At 50.1% G+C, this 18,289-nt stretch carries 13 protein-coding genes; 6 read left to right on the top strand and 7 right to left on the bottom strand.

What is annotated here, in order from left to right:
• Nucleotides 1-242: 242 nt before the first annotated feature.
• Complete coding sequence (locus BD_RS15305) at nt 243-1,442, bottom strand: KamA family radical SAM protein (RefSeq protein ID WP_038451663.1); 1,200 nt, start codon at nt 1,440-1,442, stop codon at nt 243-245.
• A gap of 332 nt (nt 1,443-1,774) precedes the next feature.
• Between BD_RS15305 and BD_RS15310 the strand changes: the two genes are divergently transcribed.
• Nucleotides 1,775-3,148: a hypothetical protein gene (locus tag BD_RS15310; RefSeq protein WP_011165689.1), complete on the top strand. Its 1,374-nt coding sequence runs from the start codon at nt 1,775-1,777 to the stop codon at nt 3,146-3,148.
• A gap of 61 nt (nt 3,149-3,209) precedes the next feature.
• Here the strand turns inward: BD_RS15310 and BD_RS15315 are convergent, their stop codons facing one another.
• The 3 genes from BD_RS15315 to BD_RS18370 all read right to left on the bottom strand — a co-directional run bounded on the left by BD_RS15315 (nt 3,210) and on the right by BD_RS18370 (nt 5,552).
• Complete coding sequence (locus tag BD_RS15315) at nt 3,210-3,584, bottom strand: hypothetical protein (RefSeq protein ID WP_011165690.1); 375 nt, start codon at nt 3,582-3,584, stop codon at nt 3,210-3,212.
• Nucleotides 3,585-3,757: 173 nt separating this feature from the next.
• Nucleotides 3,758-5,188 (bottom strand): hypothetical protein, encoded by a 1,431-nt coding sequence (locus tag BD_RS15320; protein WP_011165691.1) that lies wholly within the window; start codon nt 5,186-5,188, stop codon nt 3,758-3,760.
• A 10-nt stretch (nt 5,189-5,198) separates the two neighbouring features.
• Nucleotides 5,199-5,552, bottom strand: coding sequence for a co-chaperone GroES (locus tag BD_RS18370; protein WP_226988049.1), 354 nt, complete (start codon nt 5,550-5,552; stop codon nt 5,199-5,201).
• On the opposite strand from BD_RS18370, the gene BD_RS18375 reads away from it, so the two are divergent.
• From BD_RS18375 to BD_RS15340, 3 genes are read left to right on the top strand one after another with little or no spacing between them, the layout of a single operon-like run.
• On the top strand, nt 5,551-5,919 hold the full coding sequence (locus BD_RS18375) for a hypothetical protein (protein WP_231839207.1): 369 nt from the start codon (nt 5,551-5,553) through the stop codon (nt 5,917-5,919). The genes BD_RS18370 and BD_RS18375 overlap by 2 nt on opposite strands.
• Before the next feature lie 52 nt (nt 5,920-5,971).
• The gene (locus tag BD_RS15335) at nt 5,972-8,257 is read left to right on the top strand and encodes a transglycosylase domain-containing protein (RefSeq protein WP_041583625.1); all 2,286 of its coding nucleotides are present in this window, start codon (nt 5,972-5,974) and stop codon (nt 8,255-8,257) included.
• A 54-nt stretch (nt 8,258-8,311) separates the two neighbouring features.
• Nucleotides 8,312-9,148, top strand: coding sequence for a DUF6279 family lipoprotein (locus BD_RS15340; protein ID WP_011165694.1), 837 nt, complete (start codon nt 8,312-8,314; stop codon nt 9,146-9,148).
• Between the two features lie 14 nt (nt 9,149-9,162).
• On the opposite strand, the gene BD_RS15345 is transcribed toward BD_RS15340, so the two are convergent.
• Both BD_RS15345 and BD_RS15350 read right to left on the bottom strand, forming a co-directional pair.
• On the bottom strand, nt 9,163-10,065 hold the full coding sequence (locus tag BD_RS15345; protein WP_226988052.1) for an MBL fold metallo-hydrolase: 903 nt from the start codon (nt 10,063-10,065) through the stop codon (nt 9,163-9,165).
• 124 nt (nt 10,066-10,189) lie between these two features.
• Complete coding sequence (locus BD_RS15350; RefSeq protein ID WP_048349790.1) at nt 10,190-10,450, bottom strand: 2Fe-2S iron-sulfur cluster binding domain-containing protein; 261 nt, start codon at nt 10,448-10,450, stop codon at nt 10,190-10,192.
• A gap of 217 nt (nt 10,451-10,667) precedes the next feature.
• Here BD_RS15350 and BD_RS15355 point away from each other — a divergent pair, with 217 nt between their 5' ends.
• Nucleotides 10,668-12,641, top strand: coding sequence for a hypothetical protein (locus tag BD_RS15355; protein ID WP_011165696.1), 1,974 nt, complete (start codon nt 10,668-10,670; stop codon nt 12,639-12,641).
• A 57-nt stretch (nt 12,642-12,698) separates the two neighbouring features.
• On the opposite strand, the gene BD_RS15360 is transcribed toward BD_RS15355, so the two are convergent.
• Nucleotides 12,699-16,418, bottom strand: a complete 3,720-nt coding sequence (locus BD_RS15360) for a TolB protein (RefSeq protein ID WP_041583775.1) — start codon at nt 16,416-16,418, stop codon at nt 12,699-12,701.
• A 360-nt stretch (nt 16,419-16,778) separates the two neighbouring features.
• Here BD_RS15360 and BD_RS15365 point away from each other — a divergent pair, with 360 nt between their 5' ends.
• Nucleotides 16,779-18,062, top strand: coding sequence for a radical SAM/SPASM domain-containing protein (locus tag BD_RS15365; protein WP_011165698.1), 1,284 nt, complete (start codon nt 16,779-16,781; stop codon nt 18,060-18,062).
• The last annotated feature ends 227 nt before the right edge of the window (nt 18,063-18,289 follow it).

Below are 18,289 nucleotides of genomic sequence, written 5' to 3' on the forward strand. Positions count from 1 at the left end.
TGGCTTAGCCTCCTTGAATAATTGACCGCCTACATCCGAGTTTGCGGTGTCTGTTCTGCTGAACTTTTCGGGACTTCGACGATGTACTTCACGGGACTATGGAATGAATTTTTCACCGGACGTTAACAACTTTTCCAACAGACCTGTACTGACGGATTGTATCTATTTTGGAACGTCTGTTCGAAGGGCCAAAAAACCCACGAGAACTTGTTTTCTTTGAGGTGAAAATAGAAGAGGCTGTCTCAGTGCGAGATGCACACCGACTTGCTGTTTTTCAGATGAGCCCACTCGGCCTCGTACATCGAGGCATCAGGCTTGCGGATCTTTTCAGGTGCAGGGCTGACGTATTCAGCCTTCACTCCGTCCCAACCGACATAGTGACGAGTGCGGCCTTCCTGGCCGACTTCAAAGTTCGGCACCAGATAAGTTTTCCCCCCGCCATTGGGAATATCCAAAGACAGATTCGGCATCGCAAGGCCGGACAGGTGACCCCACAGCTCTTTCTGAATTTCCAGGGAATCTTCCACAGAGGTGCGCAAATGATCAGTCCCCAAAGATGGGTCACACTGGAACATGTAGTAAGGCTTCACACGCAGGAACAACAGGCGGCGGTTCAAGGCCTGCACCAATGCCGGATGATTATTGATGCCGTTTAATAGCACCATCTGATTCATCACAGGCACTCCATTGTCCACAAGACGCTCCAGCGCCTCGACAGCTTCGGCTGTCAGCTCGTCGGGATGATTAAAGTGCGACATCAAAAACACGGGCTTGTGCTTTTTTAGAATCTGCACAAGATCTTCCGTCACGCGCATCGGGCACACCACCGGCATGCGGGAACCAATGCGGATGATCTCGACGTGTTCGATCGCACGCAAGTCACCCAGCACGCGATCCAGTTGTTTGTCACTGACCGTCAGCGGATCGCCGCCGGACAGAATGACCTCACGAATCCCGGTGTGGGACCGGATGTAGGAAAGTGCTTGTTCGTATTCTTCGTTGCGGATAAAGGCCTGCTCTTGCCCGGTGAAATGCTTGCGGGTGCAGAAGCGGCAATAAACGCTGCAGATATCCGTGATCAGGAACAACACACGATCTGAATAGCGATGGATCAAACGAGGTGCTGCCTTGTTCTGGCGTTCGCCCAAAGGATCGAGCATCTGCTGATCCCCCTCTTCGATTTCAAATCGATGCGGCATCAGGATCTGACGGATCGATTGCCCGGCATCACCTTTGGCAAGACTGGCATAATAAGGCGTCGTGCGCACGTTGAAGAGTTCTTTCCCACCCACAAACGCCGCCTTTTCATCCGCACTTAATTCAAAATGCTGGGCGAAATCGTCCTGGGTTTTCAGGGAATGACGAAGCTGCCAGGTCCAATTATTCCAATCGGATTCGGCGATATGTTCAGGCCTAGGGCTTCGCGGGAAATGAAACTTCATGGCTGTTTTATGAAGGAAAGTGGCCCATTTAGCAAGCGGAAGGGCCCTTTTTCCCTCTAAAAGTGACCGAAAGGGGCGCTTTTTCACGCTTTGCCTTTCGCCCCCTTAAACAGCGCTAAGCCCATGAAATCCGGTCTTTTTTAAGGGTTCTCACGGCGAGACACCAGAAGTTCTACAACCTCCATGAGCCGTGCAATGAATCTCAACATGAGAACTCTTAGCTATTTCCTGTGTTTAGCGGTGCTGGCACGAACCTCGGGTTTTGGCCCGGCCTTCGCTTTACATAAGTGTAGATAAAAGGGACTGGATGTTCCTTTCATATAGGAGGACTTATGAAATTCACTTACCCGCAAAAGAAATGGGTTCTGACATCGGCTCTGCTGGCTGTCTTGGGATTCAATGTATCGTTCAACACTCATAATGACGGAATTGCTTCCGCAGACTTCGCTTCCACAAGCGGCGATCTGACTGAAAGCAAGGTTTACACCGCTGAAGGTGTGATGCCCGTTAAGTACATTGATAACGGTGATGAAGAAGTCCTGGCTTTGGTTCCAAAAAGAACAACTGAAGGTAAAGTCTGCGAAGGCAAGTGTGGTTACGACACCATCGTCCTGAGCGCTAAAAACAAATCTGATATCGATGCACTGAATGTTGAGCTGATGAAAAAGTTGGCTGAACAACCAGCTGCTGCGAAAAAGAAAGTAGCTAAAGAAGAAGTGGCGGAAGCAGATGCTGAGGCTACGGGTGAAGAAGAAGTGGTAGCCAAGAAGAAAGTCAGCCCGCTTGATCGCATCATGAAGCGTGACTGCTCAACTGAATATAATGAAGCGGCAACACTTTCTTGTGCAAAAAACAAGTTTGTAGAAGCACTGAAAGATTCAAAGAAATCAAAAGACATCTCCGCTGAGGATGCTCTGGAGTTCTATAAAAAAGAGATCCAGCCACGCTTGGTTGCGCAACTTTCTGAGGCTCGCAGAATCACTTCTGCCCAAAGACGAGCTGCTACCAACCCTAGCGCTTGGCAGTCTTATAGAGCTTCCGAAGACTTCGACCGTTCACCAACCGATATCCATGAAATGATCAATAGCTCTCTTGCGGTGGTAGAAGATCTGATTATCAAAGTACCTTCAAAATATGAAGCAGTTAGATCCAGAGTAATCCTGGCCGAAACTGAAATTCTTAAATTTGAAGCGCAGCAAATCAAAGCTCAAGAAAGTGCAAAAAACTATCCTGAAGCTGGCGCAAAACTACATGAAACCACGCTTTTGAAAGAAGCGATGTATGCATTGACTCAGCAGTCTCTAAGAACTGCTCTTAGCAATGATACCATCACAGATGTTCAAAGCAATGCTTACAACAGATTTATGGATGAGTTCTACAAGAACATCAATACTCTGCTTGGCCCGAATGGACAGCTACCAACTGGAACTTCAACAATTGATCCATCCATCAACTTATCACCACGCCTACAAAACCCTGGTCGCATTAGCGGAACAACGAGCACAATCGGCACACTGCCTACAACGCCGACCACTCCCGGAACAATCCCTTCCGGAGTGTCCTCCAGAACTGGGGCAACACTAAGCACTCAGTCGCAAAGCCAACTGAGTGTACACCCGAACAGCGGTGGTGTGACCTTCGGAACTCCACGCGACGCAACTGCCGAAGCTTTGCAACAGAGAGCATTGATCCGCGGTCGTCAGTAATTATTGACTGAAAAAATTGAAGCGATCCTCCGAAGGGCCCACGATGGGCCCTTTTTTGTTTTTAACGCATCATCACGCGCAGACGAACCGGCTCGCCCGGGCGAAGTGTCGTCAAATATGTACGGAAGATATTAACTTTGGCTTTCTGGAAGACATCCGTTCTTTGCATGCCGAAACGGTAGTCGCCTTCAAGTCTCCAGACCGGTTTGGACCAGCCTTGTTCGGTGATGATTTCGGCTCTTTGGATGCGGGCCCCGTTAGGGTTCATGATTTGAACCATGACTTCCTGATATTCGGCTTTGCTTTTACGCAAAAACACCTGCTGAAAAGTCGGTTGATCAGCAAAAATCATTTCGTTGGCCACTTCCGTCCAGGCCTGAGCGGCAGGAGCTGAGAACATCGCTAGAGCCAACAAAGACCCCAAAAGCACTTTCATAGAACCTCCGATTTGAATTGCTGACCTGATATTACAAAGACAGGGGACAAAGTCTAACTGATTTTGGGCAAAAAAAATCCCGGGGGACTTTCGCCCCCCGGGCCCTGCTCACCACCAAACAAGATGTTTCAAGTAGTCATCAAGCTGTCGTACAAGTTGCAATCGTGCTGTAATCAAAAGCTGATGGCGGCTTTAGATGCAAATCCAAATGTAAACCCGTTATCCAGGTTTCCGTCTGCTCCAGACCCGTTTTTCCAAGCTTCGCCTGGGAACAGAAGACCGACCTGATTCACCCACTGGATTTTATCACTGTGTTTGTAAACCACGTCGATATCCCATTCTAGGCCCAGATCTTTTGTAGAATCAACAGAAGAATTCTGGGTCTGCATCAATTGTGCATAAACCAGAGTGTTGCGTAGGTCGACTCTTTCGGACCAGGCATAGTTCACGGATGGAGCAAGGTAAATTGCGTTGCTCACGTATTCATCATCCGCAGAATTCCCAACAGTCAGATTCGGATTGGTGCGATAAGCGTTGGTATTCAGGAAGTCTTTCATGCCCAAACGATGGTTGAACAACAACATCGCCACATCATAGTTTTGATTGAAGGCATAACCTCCGAAGCCAGAAGAACCCGCGTCTTCACCCGTCGCCATACCAGCACGAACTCTGTAATCCCACTTGGATTCCTTGGCCGGAACTTCAACTTCCAAAGCCACACCGAAACCATTCAAGGACACAGAATCACCACCCGAGGTCAAAACACCCGTTTCACCGCTTTGGAAACCGGCTTCCAGTTTGAAACCAAAGGAGTCAAAACCGCGCCCAAATACCACGTTGGTGCGCTGAACGTTCATGCTTTCACCGACGGTCGCGCCTGCGCCACCGATCGCATCGGTCTGCTCCGGAGATTGATACCCCAGGGATCCTTTGCCACCTTTGGAAGTTTCCTGATAAACGCCCAAAATGGTTTTATTTTCTGCATTTTCATACTGAAGGTGCAGTCCCATAGTAGAAATAGACTCACCCTGGCCGAAACCCGTTGACTGCTTGCGGCCCAAAGAAGGCATGAAGAACCAGTCACCCACCACGATTTTATAGCCCACGATATCGCGGGTGTCATACCAGTGGTCGAAAAGACCCTTGCCGGCGTTGTAAGTCATTCCCAAACCGAATTCAAACGGAGCGCGGCCCACAACCAAAGCACCGTATTCCTGGTTCACAGTCAGATAAAGCTGGCTGACACGAACGTTGGTGGAACCCTGATTTGTCGAAGTTGCAGGAGAAGAATTGGAACCACCAGCCACTGTGTTGGTGTTCAAACCCCAGATTTCCCCCAGTTGGGAGTTCGGATAAGCCGAGCTGTTCAGAACATCAAAACGGGAAACAACGTTCACACCGTCAGCCGCAATCACAGTCGGGCTTAGATAAAGATAGTTGGTGCCGTAAGCTTTTCTTTCCGTCGGAGAACCCAAAGATGGACGATCAATCTCAGTCCATTCAAAACGGTAACCCCCACTCCAATCCAAAGACAGGGCGTGAGCCGCCGGCGTCGCCAATGCGACAGAAAGACCCAATGCTTTCAAAAAGTTCTTTTTCAACATCTTTATTCCTTTACTTGGAAACCACGCCCATCACATCCGCTTCACGCAGAATAATGAGGTCTTCATTTTGAATTTTGATTTTAGAACCGGCGTATTCAGAGAACACCACTTTGTCCCCGACCTGCACATCCATCGGACGCACATGACCTTTTTTGTTCATGTGCCCGCGTCCAACAGCCACCACGAAACCTTGCAGGTTCCCGGAAGTATCAGCCACAGAATCAGGAATATACAAACCACCCGCGGTCATTTTCTCGGCACCAGAAACCTGAACCATCAGACGGTCATCCAATGGAGTGACAAAGCCACTCAAATCCAGTTTTTTAACAGGGGCAGATTCACGCACCAAGTGAGCCGTAGGCATGGCGATCTTAGGCGCCGCCGCTTTAGCAGGTTTCGCTGCCGTTTTTTTTGCCGCAGGTTTGGCCGCTTTCACTGCCTTTTTAGCGACCGGCTTCTTTGCTACGGCCTTTTTCACCCCAGGCTTTTTAGCAGCAACTTTTTTAGCTGGTGCTTTAGCCGCCGTTTTCTTGGCGGGAGCTTTCTTTTTTGCGGGAGCTGGTTTTTTAGCGGCTTTTGCAGGAGATTTTTTTACACCGCTTTTTTTGACGGTCTTTTTAACGACCTTTTTTACACTGGCTTTTTTAGCAGAAGATTTCTTCTTAGCCACAAACAATCCTTTCACAAAGGCAACTTATGAAAAACATTTTCAAAGGTTGTTCACCGAGTGAGTTTTGTACTACTCTGTCATCTATGATGCGACCACGATTAAAGACTATTTTATTGGCTTTTACAATCCTTCTGACGCTTGTAATCATCTGCGGGCTTGGCATTGGAGCTTACTCCTACTTTGCACTAGAGAAAGAGCTGACTGCCAAACTGGAGTCGAAAAAGTTCATCGTTCCGACTGAGTTTTACGCAGCTCCACCAACATTCCAGACGCACAGTCAGATTCAGATTTCAGATATCGAAAAACAGCTTCTGCGTCAGAACTATCGCCGTCGCGAGTTCGATCAACGACTGCTCTCGGGAGATTACTTTATTGCCACACGTGAACAGTGCGCGGCCCGTCTGCAGGTTGGTTTGGACGAAAACCAGGACGCCTGCATCGGGTGGGTCACTCAAGACACCCGCACCCAGGACGTGGACAGCTCGATTCAAGTTCTGGTGGTGCAGAAAGACCGTTTGATTTCCCGCATCTTCAAAGGGGCACCTTTTGAGGAGGTGCAGGAAGCCGTCAGCGAAGCTCCCCTTCTTGCTCAATATATCGGCAACGAACCCCTCATGCAGAAAACCGTCACCCTGGGTGAGGTCCCACCGATGTGTTCCAACGCCGTGATGTCCATCGAAGACGCCCAGTTCCTGGAACATGGCGGAGTCAGCTTCAAAGGCATCTTCCGTGCTCTGGTAAAAAACGTCACTTCCGGTCGCCGAGCCCAAGGGGGCAGCACCATCACTCAGCAGCTGGTGAAAAACTACTTCCTGACCAGTGAAAGAACCCTGAAACGAAAGTACCAGGAGTTCATCATGTCCGTGCTACTGGAGTCCCGCTTCAGCAAAGACCAGATTCTGGAAACTTATCTGAACGTCATCTATCTGGGACAAAACGGAGCCTTCCAGGTGCGTGGTTACGGCGCTGCTGCCCGTTACTACTTTGGCAAAGAGCTGACCGATCTGAACATCAGCGAATGCGCGCTGATGGCGGCGATTGTGAACAGCCCGGGCCTTTACAATCCATTTAAGAAACCTGAAAATGCCGAGCGCCGACGCAACTTGGTACTCACCAAAATGAAGGGCCTGAACTATATTTCTCAAGCCCAATTCGACGAAGCCGACCGCCAGCCCCTTCCTGGAGCCCCACGCACCATCGCCTCAGAAACCGCGCCCTACTATCTGGATGCCGTTCGTAAACAGCTGACAGCTCAAGGACTCAGCCCTGATGGATTAAAGATCTATACCGGCCTTGATCTGGAAGCTCAGGAAACCGCACAGGATGCCTTGCGCGGCCATTTGGAAAATCTGGAAAAAAACAACAAACACATTTCAAACCTCAAAGCCAAAGGTCATTCTTTGGAGGGCACCGTTCTTGTCGGCAACAATCAGACGGGGCTTGTCAGCGTGGTGGTTGGGGGTCGTAACTTCCGGATGACACAGTTCAATCGCGCTATTGACGGACACCGCCAGATCGGCTCGATCATGAAGCCCTTCGTGTTCCTGACTGCCCTGCTGAACAAAACTGAATCGGGTGAACCCTACACTCCGGTGACTTTGTTGAATGATGAAAAGTTCACTTATAAATACGAGGGCCAAGCCTGGTCCCCGGACAACTATGGCAAAAAATACTTTGGCACCGTGCCGATGTTTTATGCGCTGAAAAATTCACTGAATGCCGCCACCGCCTCTTTGGGGCTTGCGGTGGGCCTGGGGAACATCATTGATGTGACCCACGAAATGGGTGTGACCTCGCATCTTAAATCCTTCCCGGCAATGACTTTGGGCGCATTTGAAATGTATCCAAAAGAAGTTTTGCAAAGCTATATGACTCTGGCAGCGATGGGACAAAGACCATCTCTGTCGTTTATCAGACGCGCACTGAATTCAGACAATGTCGAAGTCTTCGTGCACGATCCCCGTCCAGTACCGACTGTGGATCCTGCGGCGGTGGCAAGTCTGGTCAGCATGATGAAACAAACCATTTTATCAGGAACTGCCCGCTCGATCACTATGAATGGCTTCTTCAACCCGGCAGCAGGAAAAACCGGCACCACCAGCGACAACAAAGACGCATGGTTCGCGGGTTTCACGCCGTATCTGACCACGGTTGTGTGGGTGGGTTACGACAACAATCTGCCGCACAAACTGACGGGTTCCAATGGTGCTGTACCGGTATGGACTCAAGTAATGAAAAAGATTGGCACCCGATTCCCCGCCGACGATTTCCCTTGGCCGGAGAACACCGAAAAAGTGATGCTGGATCAGAAGACTCTCGAGGCCTTGAACGCTTACAAAGAGGGTGATCCAACTCAAGTGGAACTCGTATTTGACAAGGAAAAATCCCCCGACCTTTGATCTGAAAACCGCTCCCAGAGCGGAGAACACGCCTTCGTCTGATAGAATTGACGAATGAATAGATTTCTTTGTGTTGTTCTGTGTGCCGGAGCTTTTATTCTGACAGGTTGCAATCACTTTGGATTTGCATTCAAGTGGGCCGACACCTATATCGCCTCAAAGGTGGATGACTATTTTGATATCTCAAGCTCGCAAAGCCGGCACCTGAAAGACGGCGTGCAAAAGGATCTGGGGGAAATCAAAAGCGCTGTTCTGCCTCAGTGGATCGCGCGCTTGAAAGGGCTGCAACAAGAGGTGCAAAAAGGCGCCCTCAACGCCTCCCGCACCAGTTTCTATTTCGATCTGTTCCTGAAAGACGTTGAGCAAATCAACGCGCGCTTCGCTGATACGGCCGGAAGGTTTATTGCCTCAACCCAGCCCCGGCAGCTCACCGCCTTCGCCCGGGAATTTGCAAAGAAAACCCAGGACGATCTGAACAAGTTTCATCAGACCTCCAAGTACCGCAAGGAAATGCGCAACAAGTACACCGACCACTTTGAAATGTTTCTGGGCTCGCTGACGGCACAGCAGAAAAAGATGATCGAAGCCCACCTGGATTCATCACCCTTTCCCGGCGAACTGAAGGCGCGTAACAAAGCCCACATCCTGTCCCTCTACCTGCAGCAAATGACCACCCCCGAAGCAAAGAGAGAGTTTTTAAAAACCTATTACGACAACCCCGCCGCCATGGATCTGCCCGAATATCAAACGGCCTTCAACGAATACAAACAACAACTGCAGAAGCTTATTATCGAGGTCTTGGGCTGTATGGATTTAAAGCAGAAAAAGAATCTGATTGAAAATCTGAATGAAAAAACAGCACAGCTGGAAAAAATAGCAAAGGCGGGTTAACCCCGCCTTTTTCTTTACAGTACGATTTCCAGGCCTTCGTGGGCAAAGTCCCATTCGACCGGCGGCAAAGAGTTCTGGTTTGCCGAGGCAAAACGCTGACGGGATTCAAAGTATTCCTTCGTCTGGCGTTTTAGCTCTTGCACGTGTTCGATGCGCGCGCCCGGATCATGGTGGGCAAACAAAACTTTTTGAATGCCCTCACGAATGGCGATATCCAGCCCGACTTGCGCGGCACTGTGGCCCCAATTGGCTTTTTCCGCCAGCTCCGGCAGCGTGTATTGCGCATCGAAGTACATCAGGTTCACGTTTTGATACAGCGGCAGGTCTTCACCCAGCTCTTCGCGGGTGATACGAGTGCCCTCAGTATCCACACAGTGAGCGTAAGCCTTACCGCCACACTCCACTTTCAGGCCCCAGCACGGATCCGGATGATCCAGCTTGTAGGGGGTGATGGTCATGTCCTCCAGCTGATAAGGCTTGCGGGGTTCCATAACATGGAAGTGAATTTTGGCTTTCAAAGCTTCAAACGGAACCGGGAAATACGGACGCTGGAAGATCCCACGGATCAGCTTTTCCAGTTCAGGCTGCACAGCATAGTAATGGACTTCGCAGCCCGGGATAAAATTCGGAGTAAAGAAGGGCAGACCAATCACATGATCCCAATGGAAATGGGTCATAAAGATATGGAAAGGACCTTTGCCACGGCCCGTGGTGCCGGTCATGATACGCTCACTTAAATTGCGAATGCCGCTGCCGCCATCAAGGATCAACTGACCTTTGGGGCTTTGAATTTCCACGCAAGTTGTCGCAGCTCCATAGCCACCCACCTGGGGTACTTCCAAACTTTGAATATAGCGGGAAATCTGGGACGGATCGCGATAACCGGCCGAGAAGAAGTTTCTAAGAACTCCTTCCACATGATAAGTCCAATCCGTGGGTGGAGGTGCGGACGGCAGAGAGCCCCTAACCCCCCAAAATTTTATCGTAAGCGACATATATGGAACAGAATGTACTGTTTAGAAACACGAATCAATCTACATATTATTGGGTCGGGCTTTTGTCGTAATTCACAATCACAAATTCAGACGATGGTACAGCCTGACAGGTACGAACAACTCGACTTACCTCTTTATTTTCCGAAGTAAGGCCCTCTTCGATCAAAGCTTCGCAGGTTCCGCAATTCCCCTCCATACACGAGTAAGGCGGGTTCAATCGGGCAATCAAAGCCACATCCAAAAGCGTGCGTCCAGACTCGGCTTCGACTTCATATTCCTGACCCTTGAGGATGTATTTGATCTTCATTCTGTCATCACATCATCGCCGGGGCTGTACCGCCAAATACTTTCTACTGCTAAGCGGTATTTACCGGTAATTTGGCCCAATAGAGTTTTTGCTTTGTGTTTTGAAAGATTCTTTACTACCACTCTTGCCGGGTTGTAACGTCCCCCGAAGTTACGGAACTCCCGGGGCGGCGCAAATGACCGCAAATTAATTCATGGATGTATGAAGAGGAGAGCTTATGATGCTCAAAAAACGTGTTCTGACTGCCGCTTTGGCCGCAGCCCTTTCACTGATGATCACTTCCCCGGCCCAAGCAGGGTGGGAAGTTCTTAAACCTGCCAATGCCTGGGAAAAAATCAAAAAACAAGTGGCGAAACAGGAAATCAGCGGCAGCCTGACCCTGGTGAATGCAGATATTATCGACGGCATCTCCACTTCCCTGCGCTACAAAATTGAATCCGAACCGTCCTATGTTGACGGATACTACACTCGCATCGACAAATACATCATGGATTTCGGCGTGGATATCGGTGACCTGATCAACGATATGGACAGCCCGGTCAGCTTCGGCATCAACAAAGGCACTGAAATTATCTTTGCCCGTCAGTTCAAAAGCCAAAAAGACTCTTTGCTGACTTTACCCTACACAATGAGAAACCTGCCTTTGACGGCAGAAAAAGCCATCACCCGTCTGGTGCCTGGCGACTTCGTGGCGTTCGAAGGCAAAATCAGCCTGATTTTGTCATTGGGCTACGACACCCTGAAGGGCTCCTTCGAAGCCGGTGCTTCCACACACGCTTACCTGTCCGGCAACTTCATGGTTCACCTGTTCCGTATGGCTGACAATAAAATGCGCGTGAAACTGATCGCCGTTCGCGGCGAAGGCGTGGGCGCCAATGCCGGTGTAGAGGTGGAAGACCTGGAAGTACTGGGTGTGAACCTGATCGACAACCGCATCGAAAAATGGCTGAACTTCGTGCCATTGAAAGCCAGCGCCGGTTTGGGCAAAAAAGACGTGATCATGCTTGATTACGTGTTTGACCTGGACAACGCGCAGGCAGCTCAGGCCTACGACGGTTTGATGCAGAATAAAGTGATGTTCAAGGATGTTAAAATCCTGAATCCACTGGCGTCCCGCAATGACCTGCAAAACCAGCTATTGGCAGACCTGACCGATGTTGAAGCGATCACTTTGGAAGACGCCCAGGTGCCGGCACAACAGCGCCGTATCGACCGCGTGTTCAAAGGCTCCTCTGAAGGTATTTACCGTGATGCAAAGACCAAGTTCTCTTTGAGCCTGCTGAAATTTGAAGCCGGTCGCGCTTATGGTGAAAACAAAGTTCTTTCCTTCGACAAAAAAGACCAGGAAAGACACTTCCTGCTGGATACTTTCTCCAAATACAAAAAGTCCAAAATCCTGTTTGGTCTGTTTGGTGAAGAAACTCTGGCGACATCCAACTTGCTGTTCACTTCAAACAACAAGTGGGCGCCTCAGCGTTTCGTGACCCTGACTTCCAGCAACGAAATGAAAATGCGTGACGTTTCTTCACGCGACTTCCGCGAAATCCAGAAGATCGTCCAGGAAACCATTGGTCCGAAGGAATACAGCAAAATCCCTTGGCACCTGTGGTCCTTTGAAAATGGCAAGATCGTGAATGGCTACTTCAAACAGGAAGTCTTCTTCAATCCGGATGCACTGGCTTACCTGCCATATATGACGAATGAAGCTTTTGTTGCAAAGTTCAAAGCCTACATCGCGACAAAAAGCCGCCCTCGCTCCACTCCAATTATTGGCGTCCTGATTCCACCTAAAGGTGCGATCGGCAACTGGATGGCGGCATTCACAGGCGACATCAAACGCATTGCGGACCGCCTGCAGATCATCATCAATCCAGCGACAACCGTTGAAAAACGCTTCGAGGCGTTTGAAGACTTGCAGGAGATCGGCATCTGGAGAGAACGCGGCGTGGGCTTCCTGATGTCCCTGGTTCCAGAGACTTCCCAGCACCAGCTGATGCGCTATGAGATGGTGTTGTCTGCAAAAGGCACTACACCGATCCAGTACAGCTTCGGCACTTTTGCTGAAGAAAGCCTGTACCGCTCCCTGATGTACATCCAGAACATCATCCACAACCGCAGCTTCGACCTGCGCCTGTTCTCGGATGATGCCGGTGAGTACCGCACTCACACCAAACCAGCTCCGCTGATGTAATTATTTAATCGAGATGAAATTTAAGATCCCGGGTTGCCCAGCAATCCGGGATTTTTTTTAGAATGAATCCACAAAGACTTCCAGCACTTGGGAGTTGTAGGCATCACTGGAGAACAGAACCCGGTTGGAGGTCGCCATCACACTGTTCCAGACCCCGGTATTCCCCTGCAGACCCGGCATGTGATTCTTCAGACCCGTGCCATCACCTTTGACTGAATAAAGGCTTAAGACACCGTCCTTGTCATTATCCGCCCGGAAGAACACACGATCCGCCAACTCTGACACAAAGGTGTCATAGATATCCGCAAAGGAGTTCAGTGTGACAAGCTTGCGACTTTCCGTCCCGTCCCACTTCACCGCAAAGAGATCCCATTTGCCCACGGTTTCGATCAAACCGGTGTACACAATGGTTTTGTTGGCATCATTCAGGAACTTCACGGATGTCCCGTTGTTGGCATTCACCTGACCACCGGCAATCGGATTCTGACTGATTTTTCGAATATCCGAGCCATCCAGGTTCATACTGTACAGCTCATAGATGTCCGGCGAGGACTCACTCAGTGTGATCAGGCGTTTGTTCGCCCCTTCCGTCAGCGTCTGATACAAAGACGTGTGCGAAGTCGCCGGAAGACCTGGGTTGATATCGAACTGAACCTGATCAGAAAGGCGGAAAGTTTTAAGTGATGTGCGTCCGTTGGTCACAAAGTCCCCCGGGATGACAGCGTACTCGGAATCCTCAGAGAATCTGCAACCAGAACCCATGCGAGTGGGGTCCACCCCTTGTGCAGCCATATAGTTCACCCCGGCGGGATTGGCAGCTGATGCGACTTTCACATCGTAAACACCACTAACAGAAGTGATACCCCAGTAACACACCCACTGCGAATCCGGGGAAATCACAAAACTTGCCAGATCGTAACCAGCAGCAATCACGCTGTTAATGCGAGTCACGGTGCCGCTTCCATCCACGGCCACTTTGCCGATTTCCCACTTTGCATCAATGTCATAGTCCCAGCGAACCACGATGTAACTGCCATCAGGCGCCACATCCCAGTCCGTATAAATCACTGGATGAGCAAAGTCCGGCGTGATTTTCACCGCACCTGTTCCATCCAGATTCACCCGGTGTATTTCAGGAATCGTGTCCACGGTGATGTCACCAATATAATAAAGCTTCTGAGTCGCTTCATTGAACTTAAAGGCCGTAATCGCACCGTTCGGATTGGTGATCGGAACGCTCACTTTAACAGGTGCCGCTCCATTGCTGTTACCCACATATAGTTCCTGCAAACCAGAAGTGTCCTGATCTGCCAAATAGATAATCTTGGTTCCATCATCTGTAAATGCAAAGGTCGTCAGTTTACCGCCCCCTGCAGGATAGGCCTTAGTCACACGCACCAAGTTGCTGCCATTCGGGTCTGAGGCATAAAGGTGCATTTCTGCATCCACCTCAGGATTTCCCCGGAAAGCAACTTTGGTTCCGCTAGCAGGTGGAGGCACAAAGAAATAATCCCCGGAGCGAATCAGCGGCATATTGATTTTCACGGAGGAACTGACCGCAAGATTCAAGCTCGCCCGGTACAGACCGTTAACGGCTTCAATATTGTCGTCAGCGAGCATCATCACTGTGCTGCGATCCCAATCGAAGAAGTACTGCAGGTTGCCCGTCAGCACATCACCATCAAGATTGCTGATCACCGGGCTCAACCTGCGATTGGAACTGCCGTCCACGGCTGAAATATACATTTCGTATTTTCCATCAACTTCCAGATCAGCGATATAGGCGACACGGTCCCCAGAAGGACTGACTTCCAGCACCGGATAGTTTCGCACCACTGAGGCTTGCGCCTGTGGGGTCAATAAAACCGGCGTTCCGCTGCCATCGGCATTTATGGCAAGCAAATCATATTTCATCTCTCCCACCGCCGGCGGCGAGATCCCACTTACGTCGGCCTGCCAGATAATTTTTTGCCCGTTGCCGGTGAAGTTGATCGTATTTTTCTCAATCCCCTGGTGTCCCCCATTTCGCACGACCGTTGTCGTTGATAGGCGTAGCAATCCAGTTCCATCCGGGTTGGCAATATGCAGATCAAAGCGATAAGAACTGATGGCTTGGGTGAAAGCGATTTTGGAGGAATCCGGCGACCAGACAAAGGATCCGACATCCATTGTGGTAGCGGTACAAGGCACAGTCACCCGGTTGTCTGTTCGAGCCTGCAGGTCATAGACCCACATCTCCAGGCATGTCGCCATCCCACGATCAATTCGGTAGGCCACATAGCGGGAGTTCGGACTGATTTCAGCCATCGCCGACACTCCATTAAATGACGTCGCCGAAACGTCAATCACTTCACCAGTCACCAACGATACCGCACCAAGAGCCATACCAACATTATTGAAAGTTTTGTTTTCGCGATAGACGACCCATTTGCTGTCCGCGCTGATGATATAGTCTGACTGCACCGCCTCGTTGGTTGCCATTGCAGGCCCCAGACGACGCAGGTTCGTGCCATTCACATTCACAGCATACAAGTTGATCGCTTCATCAATGTCCTTGTCCATGCGGAACACAACTGTCGATCCATCCGGCGATATTCTAAATTCGCGCACGTCTCCGCCAGCCACCATCGCGCCATTCAGTTTCGTCTGCGCCCCAGTTAAAACATTGATTGCATACAAATTAAATTCATTGTCTGTCGGCCCCACGTCTCCGATGGCAATGACCGTGTTCTGATCCGGCGTCAGAGCATAAGTAGTAACACCCCCGGTGGGATTGACCGAAGTTGGACCCATCAACACACGATCACCGCTGCCGTCGATTTTCACAGAATGCAGCTCTTTCAATTGCACACGTCCAATTGTGAATCGCACATAAAGAGCACGGCTGTGCTTGGGAACAGGCGTGATCGCGGAGGTCTGATCCAAGCCCCACTGCCCGGACATCGGATTGATTCGTGTCAAACCTGTGCCATCAAAGTTCACAAGACCCAAATCCACCATGTCATCGTTGCGCAAAGGTGACGACAACAGCACCCGACCGGAATCCCCGTATTGCGCGATCTGACGAACCGCCGGATAACCGGTAGAAGTCACATCCGGACTGATCTTCTGCCACTGCGGATAACGAATCGTCACAGATTTGGTTTCAGAGATATTTCCTGCCGTATCGAAATGCTGAATGTAGAAATCAATGGAACTTGCCGTCTGGGCGGAAAGATCCATGCGCAGCTCCCACTGATGCAAAGCCGAGCACACCAGGAAATGTTCCGATGGCAGGGACGTCACAACCTTCACCAGATTCAGAGCATCCGAACAGGCCCCGGTGATCGGATAGTTCGCACGCAGTGAAGACGCCGGATAGTTGTCAGCATTGTCCGGTGCGTTTACTGTCACTGTCGGCGGAGTCAGATCCACAAGAACTGTTTTTGTATCAAGAGAGGTTCTTTTCAATTCAGTTTCATTTTGTGAAACCGTCATTTGGATCTCGCCCTCGCTCAGTCCGTCCAGATCCAGCACAACCTCAAAAGTTTTAGAGGCATCACAAATGCCTTCATAAGTGCCACGCCCTTCCAGCGTGATCTGCACAGGTTCACCCACATGCTGACACGAACCCTTGATAGCGTAAGAACGAATATTGGAGGAATTAATGGCCTTGTTGCTTTCATCCAAAACGATGAACAACTGATTACGGCTGGTCAGATCCTCAAGATTAGCATCAAGGGAACAACCCGTGAAAATGAATATCGCCGCAAGGACGTACAGGATATGCAATACCATACAGAGTTTATCGGAACCCTTAGAGTCCCGCTGGAGGATTTTTCCTCTGAAAATCCCCTTTTTTCCGTATTCTGGTTCCATACCGAGCAGATCTGAGAATATGAAACTTTCCACTCGGAAAAGCATGAGTTTCCTTCGACAAACAGAGCTCAGCTTATGAGTTTCCTCGTCTTTGCCGCCAGCCAAGAAACCCAGGGACCTTTTAGACACCCCCTGAAATAGTTTCCTTTTGCCCCCAGCTCCTTCGAAAGAGGACAAAAATACACCACCCTATGCATTCCTAAGTATATGAAATTACTTAATTAATTTAATGCCTTGTTGTGTCTCATTGTGGAACGCTTATTGCATCATCCAAGGACGATGGAACAAAGACGATTTAAAGACATTGTGGCATTCAAATGGAACCAGGGAGCTCCCTTGGCTTTCCACGCCCGCAATCTGGAAATCGCCGAGATCTCTGAAGACACCTGGAACCAGATGAGCCAGGAATCCTTGGGTGCTGACGATGCCGCCGTGGCGCTGAAAAACTGGGAGCTGGAAAACAGCCCTGACGTCAAATCCGGTCGCCTCTCTGTCGGCATTCGCAGCCTGACCATCAACGTGACCCAGATCTGCAACTTGAAATGCACGTACTGCGCCGCTGGTGGTGACGGCACTTATGGCTCCGCACAAACCAAAATCAACGTTGAAAAAACTTTGCCGCAATTGAAGTTCTTCCTGGAGCGTGTTCCTACCGGTGGCAGATTCAACATCACCTTCCTGGGTGGCGAACCATTATTGTATCCGGATGGCATTCAAGAGATCGGCAACTATGTTCGCCTGATGACCGCGGGTCAGAATGTTCAGGCTTCCTTTTCGATTGTGACCAACGGCACCTTGATCAATGAAAAGACCCTGAAGGTGCTGACTTCGCTAAAAACCAACATCACTGTCAGCCTGGACGGCCCGGCAGAAACCAACGACAAGGCCCGCCCTTCCAAAGACGGTCGCGGCAGCACTTCTTTGGTCGTTGAAGGCCTGAAGCAGCTTTCTGCCGTTCGTGAATCCCTGGGGCGTTTGACTTTGCACGGTGTTTTCAACCGCGAAAACCTGGAACTGGTGAAAGCGTATGAGTTCTACAAAACTCTGAATGCCGATCGCTATGAATTCACCTATTCCGTGGAAGAAAACGACGACGCAAGCAACAAGCTGTTCGTCGATCAGATGAATCAGATCGCTGACATGGCTTACAAAGCCGGCGGCGAGGAAGAGCTTCGCAAAGTGGGCATCTTCGACCAGTACTTCAATGCTCTGGACAATCAGCAGCAGACGGAAAACTTCTGCGGCTCTGGCAAATCCTTCCTGGTGATGGACGCCAAAAACAACCTGTTCACCTGCCCATGGGAAGTGGGGAACAAGGAAGAACAAGTCGGACAAGGCACAGACGTTGACTTTGCCCGCATGGAGGCCGAACAGGCGCCATTGATTGAAAAAAACAACTGCCAAAGCTGCTGGGCGCGATTCCTGTGCGGTGGCGGCTGCATGTTCATCCACAAGAAAGGCACGGGCAGCAAGCACCAAAAGGACGGTCAGTTCTGCTTCCGCACGCGCAGCTTGATTGGAACCACTTTTATGTACTATAAATTAAGCAGGGCCACCTGCTAGAGGAAACTATGACACAGCAAACACATATCAAAAAAATCAAACCTCTGAAGCCCAAACCTTCATCCACTACCAAGCTGGCCGGTCCTGGCGGCGGTACTGGCGAAGGCTGCATCCCGGTTCGCTAATCAGAATTGATTAAACTTTAAAGACAGGTTGTATGACTCTTCCTCCCTCCCTTGAAGAGAATTCCGGAGCCTCCAAAAGACGCTCCTACCAGGCGCTTGCGC

This window comes from Bdellovibrio bacteriovorus HD100, assembly GCF_000196175.1.
Classification (GTDB): domain Bacteria; phylum Bdellovibrionota; class Bdellovibrionia; order Bdellovibrionales; family Bdellovibrionaceae; genus Bdellovibrio; species Bdellovibrio bacteriovorus.